The organism is Culicoidibacter larvae (genome assembly GCF_005771635.1).
In the GTDB taxonomy this organism is placed as follows: Bacteria; Bacillota_I; Bacilli_A; order Culicoidibacterales; family Culicoidibacteraceae; genus Culicoidibacter; species Culicoidibacter larvae.
In genome coordinates this window covers 24,672-39,536 of the sequence record NZ_VBWP01000012.1, presented here as the reverse complement: position 1 = coordinate 39,536, position 14,865 = coordinate 24,672, and the positions used below count along the sequence as shown (strand labels likewise).

General features: G+C 41.4%; 24 protein-coding genes. 21 read left to right on the top strand and 3 right to left on the bottom strand.

Features of this window, described 5'->3' with window-relative positions; genetic code table 11:
- Positions 1-146: 146 nt before the first annotated feature.
- Positions 147-1,448: a tyrosine-type recombinase/integrase gene (locus FEZ08_RS10995; RefSeq protein ID WP_138192335.1), complete on the bottom strand. Its 1,302-nt coding sequence runs from the start codon at positions 1,446-1,448 to the stop codon at positions 147-149.
- A gap of 154 nt (positions 1,449-1,602) precedes the next feature.
- On the opposite strand from FEZ08_RS10995, the gene FEZ08_RS10990 reads away from it, so the two are divergent.
- Positions 1,603-2,118 (top strand): hypothetical protein, encoded by a 516-nt coding sequence (locus FEZ08_RS10990; RefSeq protein WP_138192333.1) that lies wholly within the window; start codon positions 1,603-1,605, stop codon positions 2,116-2,118.
- Positions 2,119-2,137: 19 nt separating this feature from the next.
- Here the strand turns inward: FEZ08_RS10990 and FEZ08_RS10985 are convergent, their stop codons facing one another.
- Both FEZ08_RS10985 and FEZ08_RS10980 read right to left on the bottom strand, forming a co-directional pair.
- Positions 2,138-2,515 (bottom strand): ImmA/IrrE family metallo-endopeptidase, encoded by a 378-nt coding sequence (locus FEZ08_RS10985; protein WP_138192332.1) that lies wholly within the window; start codon positions 2,513-2,515, stop codon positions 2,138-2,140.
- Positions 2,516-2,582: 67 nt separating this feature from the next.
- A complete protein-coding gene (locus FEZ08_RS10980; RefSeq protein ID WP_138192330.1) occupies positions 2,583-3,050 on the bottom strand; it encodes a helix-turn-helix domain-containing protein in 468 nt (155 codons plus the stop codon).
- 139 nt (positions 3,051-3,189) lie between these two features.
- On the opposite strand from FEZ08_RS10980, the gene FEZ08_RS10975 reads away from it, so the two are divergent.
- The 20 genes from FEZ08_RS10975 (at position 3,190) to FEZ08_RS12230 (ending at position 14,865) form a co-directional block, all read left to right on the top strand.
- Positions 3,190-3,408: a helix-turn-helix transcriptional regulator gene (locus FEZ08_RS10975; RefSeq protein WP_138192328.1), complete on the top strand. Its 219-nt coding sequence runs from the start codon at positions 3,190-3,192 to the stop codon at positions 3,406-3,408.
- A gap of 48 nt (positions 3,409-3,456) precedes the next feature.
- Positions 3,457-3,753, top strand: a complete 297-nt coding sequence (locus FEZ08_RS10970; protein ID WP_138192326.1) for a hypothetical protein — start codon at positions 3,457-3,459, stop codon at positions 3,751-3,753.
- Positions 3,754-3,810: 57 nt separating this feature from the next.
- Positions 3,811-4,353, top strand: a complete 543-nt coding sequence (locus FEZ08_RS10965) for a hypothetical protein (RefSeq protein ID WP_138192324.1) — start codon at positions 3,811-3,813, stop codon at positions 4,351-4,353.
- On the top strand, positions 4,354-4,590 hold the full coding sequence (locus FEZ08_RS10960) for a hypothetical protein (RefSeq protein ID WP_138192322.1): 237 nt from the start codon (positions 4,354-4,356) through the stop codon (positions 4,588-4,590).
- On the top strand, positions 4,587-4,793 hold the full coding sequence (locus tag FEZ08_RS10955; protein WP_138192320.1) for a hypothetical protein: 207 nt from the start codon (positions 4,587-4,589) through the stop codon (positions 4,791-4,793). Before FEZ08_RS10960 ends, FEZ08_RS10955 begins: the two co-directional genes overlap by 4 nt.
- 2 nt (positions 4,794-4,795) lie before the next feature.
- On the top strand, positions 4,796-5,065 hold the full coding sequence (locus FEZ08_RS10950) for a hypothetical protein (protein ID WP_138192318.1): 270 nt from the start codon (positions 4,796-4,798) through the stop codon (positions 5,063-5,065).
- Positions 5,037-5,270 (top strand): hypothetical protein, encoded by a 234-nt coding sequence (locus FEZ08_RS10945; RefSeq protein WP_138192316.1) that lies wholly within the window; start codon positions 5,037-5,039, stop codon positions 5,268-5,270. Before FEZ08_RS10950 ends, FEZ08_RS10945 begins: the two co-directional genes overlap by 29 nt.
- Positions 5,263-5,613: a replication terminator protein gene (locus tag FEZ08_RS10940; protein WP_138192314.1), complete on the top strand. Its 351-nt coding sequence runs from the start codon at positions 5,263-5,265 to the stop codon at positions 5,611-5,613. The genes FEZ08_RS10945 and FEZ08_RS10940 overlap by 8 nt, the downstream gene beginning before the upstream one ends.
- A 17-nt stretch (positions 5,614-5,630) precedes the next feature.
- Positions 5,631-6,353 (top strand): hypothetical protein, encoded by a 723-nt coding sequence (locus FEZ08_RS10935; RefSeq protein ID WP_138192312.1) that lies wholly within the window; start codon positions 5,631-5,633, stop codon positions 6,351-6,353.
- Positions 6,354-6,363: 10 nt separating this feature from the next.
- Entirely contained in the window at positions 6,364-6,795 is a 432-nt protein-coding gene (locus tag FEZ08_RS10930) for a hypothetical protein (RefSeq protein ID WP_138192310.1), read from the top strand.
- A gap of 12 nt (positions 6,796-6,807) precedes the next feature.
- Positions 6,808-7,977 carry a DUF2800 domain-containing protein gene (locus tag FEZ08_RS10925; protein WP_138192307.1) on the top strand — a complete coding sequence of 390 codons (1,170 nt, stop codon included), beginning with the start codon at positions 6,808-6,810 and terminating at the stop codon, positions 7,975-7,977.
- Positions 7,970-8,521, top strand: coding sequence for a DUF2815 family protein (locus FEZ08_RS10920; protein WP_242003495.1), 552 nt, complete (start codon positions 7,970-7,972; stop codon positions 8,519-8,521). Before FEZ08_RS10925 ends, FEZ08_RS10920 begins: the two co-directional genes overlap by 8 nt.
- Positions 8,522-8,530: 9 nt before the next feature.
- Positions 8,531-10,498, top strand: a complete 1,968-nt coding sequence (locus FEZ08_RS10915) for a DNA polymerase (protein ID WP_138192303.1) — start codon at positions 8,531-8,533, stop codon at positions 10,496-10,498.
- Between the two features lie 15 nt (positions 10,499-10,513).
- Positions 10,514-10,735, top strand: a complete 222-nt coding sequence (locus FEZ08_RS10910) for a hypothetical protein (protein WP_138192301.1) — start codon at positions 10,514-10,516, stop codon at positions 10,733-10,735.
- 142 nt (positions 10,736-10,877) lie between these two features.
- Positions 10,878-11,258, top strand: coding sequence for a zinc-finger-containing protein (locus FEZ08_RS10905; protein WP_138192299.1), 381 nt, complete (start codon positions 10,878-10,880; stop codon positions 11,256-11,258).
- Positions 11,258-11,560: a hypothetical protein gene (locus FEZ08_RS10900; protein WP_138192297.1), complete on the top strand. Its 303-nt coding sequence runs from the start codon at positions 11,258-11,260 to the stop codon at positions 11,558-11,560. Before FEZ08_RS10905 ends, FEZ08_RS10900 begins: the two co-directional genes overlap by 1 nt.
- Before the next feature lie 11 nt (positions 11,561-11,571).
- On the top strand, positions 11,572-11,736 hold the full coding sequence (locus FEZ08_RS12235; RefSeq protein ID WP_171015049.1) for a hypothetical protein: 165 nt from the start codon (positions 11,572-11,574) through the stop codon (positions 11,734-11,736).
- Positions 11,729-11,986: a hypothetical protein gene (locus FEZ08_RS10895; protein ID WP_138192295.1), complete on the top strand. Its 258-nt coding sequence runs from the start codon at positions 11,729-11,731 to the stop codon at positions 11,984-11,986. The genes FEZ08_RS12235 and FEZ08_RS10895 overlap by 8 nt, the downstream gene beginning before the upstream one ends.
- Before the next feature lie 33 nt (positions 11,987-12,019).
- Positions 12,020-14,425, top strand: a complete 2,406-nt coding sequence (locus tag FEZ08_RS10890) for a virulence-associated E family protein (RefSeq protein WP_138192293.1) — start codon at positions 12,020-12,022, stop codon at positions 14,423-14,425.
- A gap of 275 nt (positions 14,426-14,700) precedes the next feature.
- The gene (locus tag FEZ08_RS12230; protein WP_171015048.1) at positions 14,701-14,865 is read left to right on the top strand and encodes a hypothetical protein; all 165 of its coding nucleotides are present in this window, start codon (positions 14,701-14,703) and stop codon (positions 14,863-14,865) included.

Genomic DNA, 14,865 nt, shown 5'->3' with positions numbered 1-14,865 from the left:
TGGTGCGGATGACAGGACTTAGTACTTTCCAAGTAAGAAGTACTAAAAATCGCCGAAAACCATTAATAATACACACTAATTGCTAAAAGTCGCCAATAGTTTTATGATACTTTTTTCCAAGAATACCGCCAAATCTACCGCCAATTTTATAGTGGTAATTTATTTATCTTCTTAGCTGACTTTGCTCGGGTAGAGTCATATATCTCGATGTAGTATTTTCTAGTTGTCTCTGACGAAGAGTGGCGCAGCCGTTCTTGTATCTCCTCAAGAGTCCATTCTTGGTCACTGTTTATCAGGATAGAACCGTGGCTGCGGCGCCCTTTATGTGGTGGGATGTAGTGGACTCCGGCTGCTGTTGCGTATCGTTCAAAAATTCTATTCACCTGGTTCCGCGATAGGGCTTTTCCGTATGTGCTCGCCATATCAAATCTATCCGGATCGTAACCATAGAGCTTTTTATGTTCATCTATGAGGGCTAGTATAGTCTCAGCGAGGCTGTCATGTATATAAATTTTGCCTGTATCGCCCGTTTTGGTTCCGTCCTTGAAAACGTAGCCCTCTTCGGTTTCGGTCTGTGTGCCGGCAAAATATAGGTAATACATTGACTCTTTCTTGTCATACTTGAGTGAGCTGTCTTTAAATACGAGTAGCTCGCCCTTTCTTGTAGCTGCCCAAATAGTGGTACAGATGATTACTTTATTTCTTAATGCGCGTATATACCGGTTATACCAATATTTACCCTTGTGAATATCTTTCTTAGTAGTTTCAATCTCTTTATCAATGGCTGCAACTACTTTATTTACTTCCTCAATGGTCCAGTGTTTCTTAGAGCCCTCTATCTGTCTAAGTTTGTCGTTCATAGTTCTCTTCGGGATGGCAAACTCGCAGGGGTTATTTTGGAGGCCGTGATATTGACGTGCTCTTTTAAATGTGGACTTTATTACGAAATGCCGACCTGATACCTCTGAGTAGCTATATTTATGCTGCTTCTCGTTTTCACCTGACTGTAGGCTATAGTAATAGCTCTCGAGCCTGTTGCCTGATATGTAGCGCATATCCTCGTTGCCGAATTCCTCTTTTACAATCTCAGCGTGTCGCTTAACTCGCAAGTAAGATGATGGCTGAACAAGTTGCTTGTAATGTTTTAGAAACTCATCACACATTGTATCAAAAAGTATCTGCTCAGCGGGATTATCAAATCCTGGCTTATCCTTTTCGTCAATAATGCCGTATTGCTCAAACAGTAGATATATCTCTGTGAAAATCTCACGGATTTGCTTTTTTGTTAGACGTTTTCTTTTGCCTCGGATGCGTTTATTTTCCCACTTTCGGGTCTTAATATTTTTAACTCTATAAAAGCCATTATAGTATACAACTTTTCCGTTGTCACTAGGCTCCTCATAACGTTTAATATTTAATTCTGAAATTTCATCATAGATCAGTTTCATATTGTATCGTGTCCTTTCATTGAATAAAGAAACATGATATAATACTTATTGGATTTAGTGGTATTATATCACTTTCTAGCACACCGTTGCCGCGGTGTGTTTTTTATTGTATAATTGGTTTAAATCGATGAGAGAGAAAGAGAGGGTTATATTTATGGAAGTAATTATTGATGATAAGAAAAAATCAAAAAAAATCAGTAAGGAATTGAAAGTTAGGAAGATAGTACCTGCTTCACTTGTGGGCGGATATCCAAACTTGTCGCAAAGTATAGGTTTTGCTCTATGCCAAAATGGTATATATGTATACTCGACAACAAAACCGCTAACCACAATCTCTATGGCTTGGGATGAAATTGAGTATGTTTCTTGCATAGTAGACATTGATGATCAAACTTATTTGAAAAATAAAAGCGTATTAGGAAGAGCCTTAGTTGGAGGTGTGCTTTTTGGTGGCTTAGGTGCTGTAGTTGGGGCGATAAGCGGAACGGGTAATAAAGCCAAAGGTAATAAGTTAACTAACGCGATATTTACTATTGCCCCAAAAGATGACGGCGTGGAAGAAATAGCATTTAGAGTTGATACAAAATTGAAGTCAGTGAGCGACCATCTCGATGGTATGGTTAAGGACCTTAAACAATATGTACCAAGTAATAAATTAGTTTTGAAATAAGCAGAGATGCTTATTTTTTTTATGCCAATTTTAAAAATGGAAAGGTATCGTTTAGGTAAAATTTCACTTGCTTCTCAGGTATACTGTGATGTTTTGCTACTAAAGCTATAGCAAAATCATTAGCCTCTTTCTCTAGCTTACCTTTAAAACCAGAAAAGTATAGTTCATTATTTACTAAGTGTCCGTGCAAAAAGAAGTGACCTAACTCATGAGCTACAGTGTACTCAAATAAGTTCGGGCTTAAATCCTCTCTGACGTAAACGGTGCGTAGTTTTGGAATAATCATACCGAGCTCAGAAAGTAAGCTCGGATGGACTTCAGTTATAGTAATACCAAATCGGTTAGCTATATCACAAACATCATAGGATCCGACCATATCATAAATTTTCTCTATCATTCAACAACCTCCTGTTGACTAACATTGTAGCACTGGATTATTATCACAAAAGACCCAAGTGAGACATTTATTGGTCATCATCGCCAAATAGAGTGTTAAATGACTGTTGCATATTTAACTCTTGCTGCCGAATAAAGTTGGCCATTTTTACTACTTCCTCATCAGAACGCGTTGTATAATCGCGGCCACTAAATGCAACTACACCCATGTGTCTTAAATATTTACGGGCGGTGTCAGCGATGCCAACTGTAAAAGTTTCGGGAAACTGGATTACTTTTTCGGCTTCCTTTTCCAAGTTGTCAAACTCAACAAGCGGGCTAGTTTCATGCAGCAAGTATGAAGTAGGCATATTAAAATGGTCTGCAATTTTTTGTATAGCGCCCATACGCGGGGCGTTTCTTTTTAAAATCCATTTTCCTACTGCAGATTCGCTTACACCAGCAATTTCAGCTAATTGAGCTTGATTAATTCCGTATATTTCCATTAATCGGATAAGATTTTTGCTTATTATATCTTGAATATTTGTATCAGACATACAAAATCACCTCTATACTATTTTAGAATAAAACTCTAGTAAAATCAACGTTTTTATCAAAAAAGTAGAGTTATTTTATATTTTTTGCTTGACACAAGAGATAAACTCTAGTATAGTTTAGTCATCAGGAGGTGATAACATGGAAAACCAAGCCGAAACGGCATTGAAAATTTCTTTGAAAGCTGCTCGAGTAAACGCGGGTTTAACTTTAGTTGAAGCATCAAAAGCACTTGGTGTTGCAATAGGTACGCTTGTAAAATGGGAAAGTAATTCAGGATTAGTTACACCTATAAAGCAGAGGGCTATCTCGGAATTATACTCTATTCCAGTAAATAATATTTTTTTTGAGCCAAACTAGAGATTAACTCTATATCATATTTGGAAAAACTTAAAGGAGGTGATAAGCATGAAAGCTGATCCGCAAAACTTATACGATCTATACATTTCAAATATTTATGTAGGTGTAGCTGACATCACAAAACATTTCACTAAGCGGGATGGTAATCCACCATCGAAATCCACAGCCCGAAACTACCTAAATAGGGTGCGGGAATACGCGGACAGCGTTGAGGAAAATGTTAGCGAGAGTTTTCCGTGGGCACTGGTGCCTGTTGATTGGGTACTCAAGTACGAAAAAGTAACAGTGATGCAGCTAAGAAAAATCATAAATACAAAAAACGCCACTACCGGCGGCAACCAGTAGAGGCAAAACAAAATTTATATCAGTGATATTATATCACGCTTATGGAGGAATTGCAAAATGAAACAGATGGTATACCAAGAGGCCTTTATTAATGAGGTATTACATGACGGAGTTTACCGTGGGTACCGGTTTGAAGTAAAAAGTATGGGCATACATCCATGTGGATACATATATGTCCCAAAGGACTGTATCGCCTTATCTTATCTAGACTCTATTAATGTCCACTGGGGATTTACCTTTCAGGAACCTGATGGAATTGGTGACTGTGTAAAACTTGGGTGGGATTATGGTCATCATGGAGATTACTCAGGAATGGCATTTATTACCGAGGGTAAGAAGTGGACAACTGAGGAAATCGAGGAGCACGCTAAGAATGTGATTGACCAAGTGATTGAGTTAAACACTCTAGCTAAAACCTATCAAGTCCAAAGTGGACAGCTGTTAGCTGTAGTTAGCAAAGAACAAGATTGGTTGACTGATGCTACCACTTTTAAAATTATTGATATCGATAAGCCGCTGGCAACTATTCAGAAACGTGGCGGATTGGTACTCAGTGTACTTTTAGAAGATATCCTAGCTAAATGTAAGGTGGTGCGATGAATGGATAAGATTACGCGTAAAAAAGCGATTAGCGCTTTAGACTATGCAACTTGTACAGCTAATAAGGAACAGCTTGCAGCAAAGAGCACGGTCATGAAATGGATTAATCAACAGCTGACACCAGCAGAGCGGATTAAGGAAAACCATAATTATCTCGGCACTGGTGTTGTGCTTGGTGTATGTCTATCAGTGTTAGCACTATCAATCATACTCGGCTTGGGGGTGTTTGTGATATGAAAACATGGGAAGAAGCATTCCGTTTCTACTTCACCGATAATACAGTATTTTCAGTACAAGCGCTGCGCTATGCAAGAAATCTTGCTTTAGCCGATCATGTATTTGCTGAGACTCGAGAAGCGAAAATAGCAGCAGGGTTCCGGTTCAACTTGTTAGACCGTAAACTTATCCAATTAGTTGGATATGCGGAAGCAGGTGCTTAATAATGGGAAATTTCTATAGTCCGTTAGTGTTTAATCAACCTAAGTACACTAATGAGGAGATACTGGTGCAGCAACTGTTTTATGGAGAAATCTTCATGGAGATGAGAACTGAATTATTAGAGGCGCTGGCTTTTACTGAGTATAGCGCGTTACAAATTAATACGATTAATGATTTATCAATTAAATTACAACGTGCTAGTGAAGACTATTATTGCTGGCTACGTGAAGAAGAGGAGGCCAATAATGACCAAGATACACAGTGCTGTCGTTGAACAAGCGACGCTTAAAGCGGTGAGACACATCTATCCGACAGCTTCTATTTCGGATATTAAGAATAAAATGGAGGAGCTCGATGGAGTCAGTTATACAACTGAATTAATCCAAGAAGCTTTAGACTATCTTATGGAAATTGGCAAAGTTAAAAAGACCGGTTTCGGAACTTATATTTATAACTGGGGAGGTGCCACGAATGGATAAAAATAAGAATATGGCTTTTGATGGGTTAGCAGGCGGAGCAGCTGGCGAACAGTTCCAAGAGGTGCTGCAGAATATTGCAGACCCGAATACTGACCCGAAGAAAAAGCGGGAACTTCAAATTAAGCTCATTTTCGAGCCTGATGAAAACCGTGACTTACTTAATGTTAATATTCAATGCGTGCCGAAATTGGCTCCATCAGTCCAATCATTTACCCGTATGAGTATCGGGCGTGATAAGACTACCGGCCAAATGATCGCCGTGGAATATGATGCACAGAAAAGTGCGCAGGATGCCGTAGATAAAATGCTTGAGGCTCCAACAACACAGAACGTATTTAAATAAGAAAGAGGGATTTTACTATGTTAGACATTAAAAATTTGAATGACGTAATGAACTACGTCGAGGAAAACCAAGAACCAAAAATTACTGAGGTTGCTGGGCAACAGTTCAGCAATAAAAAACTCTATCCAGTTGTTAAACAAGAGGCTGATTGTCTCCATGTTCGTACCTTGGATGCTATTGTGCAGTATGTCAAAGCCGATGAAGCTGAGGAAAGTAAATATGTTATCACGATTGACGGTGTACGCGATGTATCATTACGTAGTGTGTTAGATACAAAAACACGACAACGTGAGAAACTGGTCCACGCATCTGCTGAGGATTATTCTCCTGATTTTGGATATTTCTTAAACTTGGAAACATTCCTAATTGCATTGCGTAGCCGATTTGTCCCTACTGACCACTCTGTACTGGTTTTACAAGCCTTAGGCAATGTAAAACGGGATGAGGGTGTAAATGTTGAGGATGATGGTATCTCTCAACAAATTACAGCTAAAAAAGGCGTGTCGTATGAAAATGAAACCTTGCCTAATCCAGTTGTGCTTAAACCGTTTCGTACATTCCCGGAAATTGAACAGCCTGAGTCAGAGTTCGTATTGCGGTTGAATAACAATATTGAGGCTCGCTTGGATGAAGCGGATGGCGGCGTGTGGCGTGTAATTGCAATCCAGCGCATTTATGAGTATTTAGCAGCTGAACTTGCTACAGAAATTGAAGCAGGCGAAGTTATTATCTTAGGTTAGGAGGTCAATCATGAGTAATACAATTAATGTAGTAGTTGAGATACCGGGATTGCCTGAGCTTGTCGGTGCAATCCAGGAGCTAGTGGAACTTAATAAGCCGTGTATGGCTACTGTTTCATTGGCTGCCGATGAAGTAGCTGAAACTCCTAATGCACTTGAAGAACAAGCGGCAGGGTTATTTAAAGAAATCACTGAAACGGTTACAGAAGCGGTGGCAACAATAGCGGATGCTGAACCGGTAGAGGATGAAACTTCGGAAGAAGCTAGCGAGGTAATCGCTCAAGATGTCACTCTTGCTGACTTGCGAAAGCTGCTAATGAAAAAAGACTCTGATGCTGTTCGCGGTTTACTTGATCACTTTAATGCACCTAAACTTTCGTCTTTACCGGAGGAGAACTTCGCAGAGGCGTATGAGATGGGTCAAACTCTAGCAGATAAGTAGGGTGGTGATTATATGAGTGACCACGCTAAACTATCAGCCAGTGGGGCTTCAAGATGGCTTGCTTGTCCTGGGAGTATCCAAATGGAAGCGGGAAGACCGGATAAAGTTAGTCCCTATGCAGAAGAGGGCACGGCAGCACACCTTGTTGCTGAGCTAACTCTCCGGAGAGATTTCTTCGGAGAGAAGCCCGCTCTCACTAAGAAGGAAACAGCGCTACTTAAAAAGTATAAAAACAAAGACTTTAAGGATAATGTGCAGCGGTTCGTTGATTATGTGCATGAGATGTATAACCTAAGTACTGCAGGCAGTGATGAGCCGCCCACAATCATGTTTGAGGAAAGACTCAAATATACAGACTGGGTTGAGGACGGATTTGGTACCGGAGATGCTATCTTGATAGCGGATAAGGTACTCCATGTAATTGACTTAAAATTCGGTGAGGGAGTTCTCGTCTCTGCGGAAGGAAATCCTCAGCTTATGCTATACGGCTTGGGTGCTTATCAAAATTATGGACAACTCTATGATTTTGAAAACGTCTCTTTACATATCGTACAGCCTCGTAGAGACCATGTGTCCGTATACGACATTAGCGTCGAGGACCTACTCTCGTGGGGGGGGAATGTTGTAAAGCCTGGGGCTTTAAAAACAACGGAAGAGGACGCACCTTTGTGCGTGGGGGACCACTGCCGTTTCTGTAAGGCTCAGGCAATCTGTCGAGCTCAGTATGATAAAAATATGGAGCTTGCTAAAACCGAGTTCAAAAACTTAGAAAAAGTATCTATTGATGAAATAGCGGAGGTCATTAGTGAGATAGACACTATCCGAAAATGGCTCACTGCTGTAGAAAAATATGCGCTTGAGGAAGCACTCAGCGGGACTAAAGTACCAGGGTTTAAAGTGGTCGCAGGCCGGAGTAACAGAAAATACTCTGATCCGGATAAAATTGCTAAGACACTTATTGACAATGGTATCGCAGAGGCTCTTATCTACGAGCGCAATATGTTGAGTATTACTAACCTCGAGAAAGCTGTCGGTAAAAAGCAGCTTAACGAGTTAGTAGGCGATTTAATTGTTAAGCCTCCTGGTGCTCCTACTCTTGTACCGGAGAGCGATAAACGTGCTGAATACAACAGCGCACAAAATGATTTTAAAGAACTAAAGGAGATTGATGATAATGAGTAGTATTATTTTACAAAACGTGCGATTGAGCTATGCAAATATTTGGAAGCCGAAAGGTATCGATGGTGGCGAGCCGCGATATAGCGCCTCTCTATTAATGGATAAGGATGTAAATGCGAAAGACATCGCTAAGCTAAATAAAGCAATAAAAGAATGTTATGACGCAGCAGTGCCGACTATTTGGGGCGGAAAAGCTCCGGCAGCATCTAAGTTTAATAGCCCACTATATGATGGCGACGATGAAGCTGATGACAAAGGTGAAGCTTATGTGAACACTATGTTTATCAATCCGAAAAGCAAAAATCAGCCTGGTATCGTAGATAAAAAAGTACAGCCGATTTTGGACCAAACAGAAGTATATAGCGGCTGCTATGCAAACGTTTCTGTGAGTATCTACGCTTACAACCACCCACAAGGCGGCAAAGGTATTGCTTTTGGATTGAACAACATTCAGAAAGTAAAAGATGGCGAACCTCTCGGAGGCGTAGCTCCTAAGGCTGAGGATGAGTTCAGCGCAGTTGATGACAGTGACGATTTATTAGACTAGGGTGATTATATGAGGAGAGAATTAAGCATAGACATTGAGACCTACTGTGAGCTTGACATTCGTAAAGTTGGGGCTTATCGGTATGCTAATCATGAAAGTTTTGAAATACTGCTCCTCGCTTATGCCTATGACGATGAACCTGTCAGCATTATTGATTTAGCGAAAGGGGAGATACTTCCCCTTTTTCTTATTCATGATATTCAAAGCGAGGACATCACCAAAGGGATTACTATTACCGCTTATAATGCTAACTTTGAACGTACTTGTTTGTCTAGTTTCTTTGGGCAAAAGTTGCCACCTAATGCTTGGGATTGTACAGCAGTTTGGGCGTCTATTCTCGGATTGCCAAACACTCTTGGTAAGGTTGGTGAAGTTTTGAGACTTGAAGAGGACCAGCAAAAATTGAAAACTGGGAAAGCTCTGATTAACTATTTCTGCAAACCTTGCAAACCGACAAAGAGAAACCAAGGGCGTACACGGAACCTACCGGAACACGATCCTGAAAAGTGGGAACTCTTTAAGGAATATTGCATAGGTGATGTTATTGCAGAACGGGCGATACGTCGAAAACTAAAAAACTTCCCAATGACTGACACAGAGCGGGAGCTGTGGCTATTAGACCAACATATTAATGATAGAGGGGTACTTATTGACCAGCAGCTTGTTTCTAATATTGTCGATTACAATACTGAGCACGTTGCGGTGCTGGAAGCTGAGGCCATTGAAATATCCGGATTGGATAACCCACAAAGCTTAGCTCAACTCAAGGGGTGGTTTTTGAAGCATGAGGGGGTCGAAATAAAAAGCCTCACCAAAGATACCATTCCTGAGTTATTAGAGCGTACAGATATTAGCGGTAACGGTAAACGGCTACTTGAAATACGACAAGAACTCTCTAAGACTTCTGTTAGTAAATATGATGCGATGCAACGAGCTGCTTGTGATGATGACCGTATCCGTGGGATCCTCCAATTTTATGGTGCTAACCGGACTGGCCGCTGGGCGGGTAGAATTGTACAGGTTCATAATCTGCCTCGTAACTCTGATGATATTGATATAGCGAGAGAGCTTGTTGTTGATGGTGATTTTGAGATGCTAGAGCTTTTATATCCAAGTACGAGCCGGGTATTCTCAGAGTTAATCAGAACGGCAATAGTTGCCCCTGATGATAAGAGCTTTGTAGTTGCCGACTTTTCTGCAATTGAGGCAAGAGTGATTGCTTGGCTTGCTGGAGAGAAATGGCGGCAGGATGTATTTGCCAGTCATGGAAAAATCTATGAAGCTTCTGCTAGTCAGATGTTCAAGGTGCCGCTCGAGGAAGTCACAAAGGATCTACGGCAAAAAGGTAAAGTTTCTGAGCTTGCCCTTGGATACCAAGGTGGGAAGCACGCACTTATCGCAATGGGTGCCCTTGATATGGGCATACCTGAAGAGGAGCTGCCGGAGTTAGTTGACGCCTGGCGCAAATCTAGTCCTAATATTGTCAAACTTTGGAAAACGGTAGAAACTGCTGCAATTAAAGCAGTACGTGAGCACCGGCCAGTAACTATACAGTATGGCATTACGTTCATTTACGAAAAAGGCATCCTGTTTATCCAGTTGCCTAGTGGCCGTCGATTGGCTTATGTTAAACCGGAACTAAAGCGGGGTAACTTTGATAAGCTGGCACTTTGCTATATGGGTATGGACCAAACCAAGAAGATTTGGACCACACAATGGACGTATGGCGGCAAGCTTGTCGAGAATATTGTCCAAGCTGTAGCCCGGGATTGCTTAGGCGTTGCGATGCTGCGCATTGATAGAAGCGAGTCGCCTATTGTCATGCACGTACATGATGAGGTTGTCTGTGAGGTTGAAGACCAAATGACTGATTTGGTTTTAGCGTCAGCCTATGAGCTGATGTCACAGCCGATTAAATGGGCGCCAGGATTAGAGCTTAATGCTGATGGCTTTGTAGCCAAATTTTATCAAAAATAAAAGGAGTTGTTTGCGATGTTTGTTATCAAGGTTTATGTAGATGGTGAGTTTGATGGATATGCAATAGGAAAAGGGGTGGGCAAATGTTTAGGGAAATGGTACCCAAGGACAGGTGCACAGCCTAGAATATTCAAAACAATCATAGGTGCCGATAATACAGCTAAAAGAATTAAAAGTTGCTGTCCGAGAGTTACTAAGTGCGATATCGGCTTTAGTATTGAGAGCGAGGTGTACTAATGGCTTATTCAAAGAAAGTTGATAAGACAGCATCAGTAGGCGCAATACTTATCCTTGTAATAATTGTATTGGCATTGATTGCTGGTATCTGTACCCTTGTCTTATTGATACTAAGCCTATTTACTTTAGGAGGTTGTTCCTAATGGAGACACAAAAATTTAGGTTAATCTGCCCGTACTGTGGCAGCGAGGCGAAACTTCTTTCGAGTAAAGAGTTTTATGGCACTGACTATGGTACAAATGTGTACTCTTGTCCTGACTGTGATGCGTACGTTGGAACACACGGGCGCGGTGGTCGCCCACTCGGTACCCTGGCCAATCAACAGCTGCGTATACTTCGGAGAAAGTGCCACAAGGAATTTGATAAGCTTTGGCAAAAGCGAGGCGGCTGGACAAGAGGCGGGGCGTATCAGTGGCTTGCTGATACTATGGGGCTCACAGCAGAAGAGGCTCACATAGGAATGTTCAGCGTAGAACAGTGCCAGTTGTTGCTGGCTAAATTAGAGTTTGGAGGGCTGAGATAATGCTTACTAATGAATTATCGATATTACAAAAAACTGAGGGTGTCGTCAGTGAGGGGTTAAAGAATGCTATTGTGCCGATTGTTGAGAAACTTAAAACTTTCCCAAATCCGCCTTGGCTATATATTGCTCCAGGTCAATTTAGTGTACATACTACAAAATATGAATATCATTTACACTGGATACCTTACGGTACTTTAGATAGTATTCTTAAAAATCTTGATGAAATAAATAGCATTGAAGATTTTATGGCTTTTGTTGATTGGATGCCAAAAAGAGAAAAACTTGCAGAGTCTTGTGGATAGGAGTGAATTACATGAATGAATTGTTTTATTTTGATTGTGGCAAGAAAGTTACCTTACATCTTCGATATCCTTTTGGGGCGCGAAGAAAGTTAGAAATAATTAAGTGTGCATTATCAAATATTCTCTATATTGAGACCAGTGATGGCCGAGTGATTTGGGGTGAACCTAGTGAGTAATGAGAAATACAAACGTGTTACTCCCTGGAGTGGCTCATGCGGATATATTAAAGCAGTGTCAACAATTAATGCACCTAAACCTGTAGCAACTAATCAGAAATATACTAAGGATGATTTAATCTTGGCTTTAGCGTATAAGATTGCAGCTGATAAGCCCTACTCAGTCGAAACGGTCTACTTAGAATTGGCCCATTACATCAAGTTAGCTGAGAAACGGATGGAACAGACTGCCAGTATGGGAGTCCGTTAAATCAAATAAAATTACAGAAAGGAGAGATGCTTGATGAAAAATATCGAGATAACAATAGCTGAGGGTAAAAACCGGAAATCGACCAAATGGAAGAATAAGACCATTACTTGGCCGGAACTGGTGGAGAAATTGGCTGATGTTATCAGAACAAAAGAGACTGCTGCTGAATATAAAAAAATGAGTAAGACACAGCAGGCTGAGGCTAAGGATGTTGGCGGTTTTGTTGGTGGACATTTAAAGAATGGCCGACGACTGGAGTCAAATGTAGTATCCCGCTCATTGGTGACTTTGGATGCTGACTTTGCGCCAAATGATTTCATCGATACGCTTGAGCTGTTCCATGACTTTGAGTGTGTTATCTATTCGACCCACAGCCATACAGCGAAAAAAGCACGGCTGCGGCTCGTTGCTCCGCTCAATAGGGATGTGGATGCCGATGAGTATCAAGCGATAGCTCGTAAGCTGGCTGAAAAGATTGGCATGGATTGGTTTGATGATACAACCTATCAGGCAAGCCGCTTGATGTACTACCCGAGTGTCAGTCGTGATGCGGAGTTTATTCACCATCATATAGATGGTACGGTTATCGATGCCGATGCTGTTCTTGGTGAGTATAAGGATTGGCGCGATACCAGTGAGTGGCCGGAGTCATCACGCAGCGAGGGTATCCGAAAGCGCCACGCCGATAAGCAGGGGGATCCGCTAGAGAAAGATGGCATCATTGGCGCGTTTTGCAGAACCTATGATATTGATGCAGCGATAGAGACCTTTTTGCCTGATGTGTATATTGCCTGTGATGTGCTAGGACGATATACCTATGTGAATGGCTCAAGTGCTGCCGGGCTGGTTATCTATGATGATAAGTTTGCTTACAGCAATCATGGAACCGACCCGGTTGGTGGAAAGCTATGCAATGCCTTTGATTTGGTCCGCATTCATTTATTCGGTGACCAAGACGAAGATAGCAAGCCGGATACTCCGGTTAATCGTTTGCCGAGTTTTAAGGCGATGCGGCAATTTGCGTCGAATGATGTAGAGGTGAAGCTCACTATTGGTCGGGAGCGATTGGCAAGTGCTGCAAGTGAGTTTGATGTTGTTGATGACCAAGAAGAGGATACCGATGACAGTTGGCTTAAAGAGTTGAAAACTGACAACTATACTGGTGAGTATGTTGAATGTATTGAGAACTTCAAGCTGATTATCACGCAAGACCCTAACTTAAAGCATGGTATTGTTGGTATGGACACATTTAAAAACAATCTCGTTAAGCGTCCTGATAAACTTCCGTGGTCAACTACAGGGCAATACTGGAGCGATACCGATGACGCCGGACTTCGTTGGTACATTGAGCGGGTTTACGAAATGCAGTCACGGCAGAAGATACAGGATGCCACTGACATAGTTTTCGCAGAGCGGCAATTTCATCCGGTTAAGGAGTACTTAGATACTCTTGTGTGGGATGGAACCGAAAGAGCAAGTTCAATATTCATCGATTATCTTGGCGCAGCTGATGACGAATATACTAAGACAGTATCAATGATGATGCTAGTTGCAGCAGTTGCGCGTATTTATAGACCTGGTACCAAGTTTGATACTATGGCCGTTTTGGTCGGTACCCAAGGGCTAGGTAAATCGCATTTAATTGCGAAGCTGTCTAAAGGTTGGTACACCGATACGATTACAACCGTAAGCGGGAAAGAGGCCTATGAGTCTTTAGATGGCGCTTGGTTGATTGAAATGGCTGAGCTTACAGCTACGCGTAAGGCGGAAGTTGAGGCAGTTAAGCATTTTATCAGCAAGCAAGAGGATACCTATAGACGGGCTTTTGCCCGGCGGGTAACTACCAATAAACGCCAGTGTGTTTTCTTCGGTACTACTAATGATATGGAGTTTCTAAGAGACCGTACTGGAAACCGACGCTTTCTGCCGATAGTTGTTTCATCTGAGGGTGGCGCTAAAAGTGTCTTTGATGACTTGGACGATGCCACGATAGACCAAGTATGGGCGGAGGCAATAGCTGCCTATAAGGCTGGGTTCCCGCTTTATCTGAGTGGTGATGTGGCAGATGCAGCTGTGGAGAGACAGCAGGAGCACATGGAACATGATCCACGGATTGGCTTAATAAAGGACTACCTTGAGAAGCCGCTGCCGGATAATTGGGACGATATGAACCTAGGACTTCGGAGGGATTATATCAGTGGTCATGAAGATAGTATCACAGGAAAATTAGTTGGTGTTAAGAAACGTATGCGGGTGTGTGCGATGGAGATATGGTGTGAATTGTTTGAGCGGGAGCTTAGGGATTTCGACAACCTGAAAGCTCGTGATATTAACAGTATTCTGAATAATATTGAAGGCTGGGAGCGAAGTGAAAAGTCTGTTAGATTTAACAAAAGGTACGGAGTCCAAAGAGGATATTTCAGGATAAATAAAATGTAACAATAGGTGTAACAATTTTAGTAAGTGTAACAATATATTGTTACATGCTGTAACAATGTAACATTTTGTAACAATTAATTGTTACACTAAAACCCCATATTATACATAATGAAAATGTATTTTGTAACAATGTAACAATATTTTGACGTTATTTAAATTAAATACCTATTAGGCAGATAATATGCATATATTTCCGCCTAATACCCACATGAGAGTGCGCATACGCGCATGCGTGTTACATTGTTACAAACAATTTTGAAAGAGAGATGTTTGAAATGAAAGTAAAAATATTGGCTAACCCCTACATTAAAAAACTGGAAGCTGAAATCAATGAATTTACCAAGGGTAAGAACATAATCGATTTGCACGTAGATACAACATCGGATAATAATGGTTACCTTGTACGTACAGCAACAATCTTATATACGGACGGTGAGTAG

Bases quoted from the DNA above. Each gene is read 5' to 3' on its own strand.
- FEZ08_RS10995 (WP_138192335.1), bottom strand. From the start codon at position 1,448: ATGAAACTGATCTATGATGAAATTTCAGAATTAAATATTAAACGTTAT.
- FEZ08_RS10990 (WP_138192333.1), top strand. From the start codon at position 1,603: ATGGAAGTAATTATTGATGATAAGAAAAAATCAAAAAAAATCAGTAAG.
- FEZ08_RS10985 (WP_138192332.1), bottom strand. From the start codon at position 2,515: ATGATAGAGAAAATTTATGATATGGTCGGATCCTATGATGTTTGTGAT.
- FEZ08_RS10980 (WP_138192330.1), bottom strand. From the start codon at position 3,050: ATGTCTGATACAAATATTCAAGATATAATAAGCAAAAATCTTATCCGA.
- FEZ08_RS10975 (WP_138192328.1), top strand. From the start codon at position 3,190: ATGGAAAACCAAGCCGAAACGGCATTGAAAATTTCTTTGAAAGCTGCT.
- FEZ08_RS10970 (WP_138192326.1), top strand. From the start codon at position 3,457: ATGAAAGCTGATCCGCAAAACTTATACGATCTATACATTTCAAATATT.
- FEZ08_RS10965 (WP_138192324.1), top strand. From the start codon at position 3,811: ATGAAACAGATGGTATACCAAGAGGCCTTTATTAATGAGGTATTACAT.
- FEZ08_RS10960 (WP_138192322.1), top strand. From the start codon at position 4,354: ATGGATAAGATTACGCGTAAAAAAGCGATTAGCGCTTTAGACTATGCA.
- FEZ08_RS10955 (WP_138192320.1), top strand. From the start codon at position 4,587: ATGAAAACATGGGAAGAAGCATTCCGTTTCTACTTCACCGATAATACA.
- FEZ08_RS10950 (WP_138192318.1), top strand. From the start codon at position 4,796: ATGGGAAATTTCTATAGTCCGTTAGTGTTTAATCAACCTAAGTACACT.
- FEZ08_RS10945 (WP_138192316.1), top strand. From the start codon at position 5,037: ATGACCAAGATACACAGTGCTGTCGTTGAACAAGCGACGCTTAAAGCG.
- FEZ08_RS10940 (WP_138192314.1), top strand. From the start codon at position 5,263: ATGGATAAAAATAAGAATATGGCTTTTGATGGGTTAGCAGGCGGAGCA.
- FEZ08_RS10935 (WP_138192312.1), top strand. From the start codon at position 5,631: ATGTTAGACATTAAAAATTTGAATGACGTAATGAACTACGTCGAGGAA.
- FEZ08_RS10930 (WP_138192310.1), top strand. From the start codon at position 6,364: ATGAGTAATACAATTAATGTAGTAGTTGAGATACCGGGATTGCCTGAG.
- FEZ08_RS10925 (WP_138192307.1), top strand. From the start codon at position 6,808: ATGAGTGACCACGCTAAACTATCAGCCAGTGGGGCTTCAAGATGGCTT.
- FEZ08_RS10920 (WP_242003495.1), top strand. From the start codon at position 7,970: ATGAGTAGTATTATTTTACAAAACGTGCGATTGAGCTATGCAAATATT.
- FEZ08_RS10915 (WP_138192303.1), top strand. From the start codon at position 8,531: ATGAGGAGAGAATTAAGCATAGACATTGAGACCTACTGTGAGCTTGAC.
- FEZ08_RS10910 (WP_138192301.1), top strand. From the start codon at position 10,514: ATGTTTGTTATCAAGGTTTATGTAGATGGTGAGTTTGATGGATATGCA.
- FEZ08_RS10905 (WP_138192299.1), top strand. From the start codon at position 10,878: ATGGAGACACAAAAATTTAGGTTAATCTGCCCGTACTGTGGCAGCGAG.
- FEZ08_RS10900 (WP_138192297.1), top strand. From the start codon at position 11,258: ATGCTTACTAATGAATTATCGATATTACAAAAAACTGAGGGTGTCGTC.
- FEZ08_RS12235 (WP_171015049.1), top strand. From the start codon at position 11,572: ATGAATGAATTGTTTTATTTTGATTGTGGCAAGAAAGTTACCTTACAT.
- FEZ08_RS10890 (WP_138192293.1), top strand. From the start codon at position 12,020: ATGAAAAATATCGAGATAACAATAGCTGAGGGTAAAAACCGGAAATCG.
- FEZ08_RS12230 (WP_171015048.1), top strand. From the start codon at position 14,701: ATGAAAGTAAAAATATTGGCTAACCCCTACATTAAAAAACTGGAAGCT.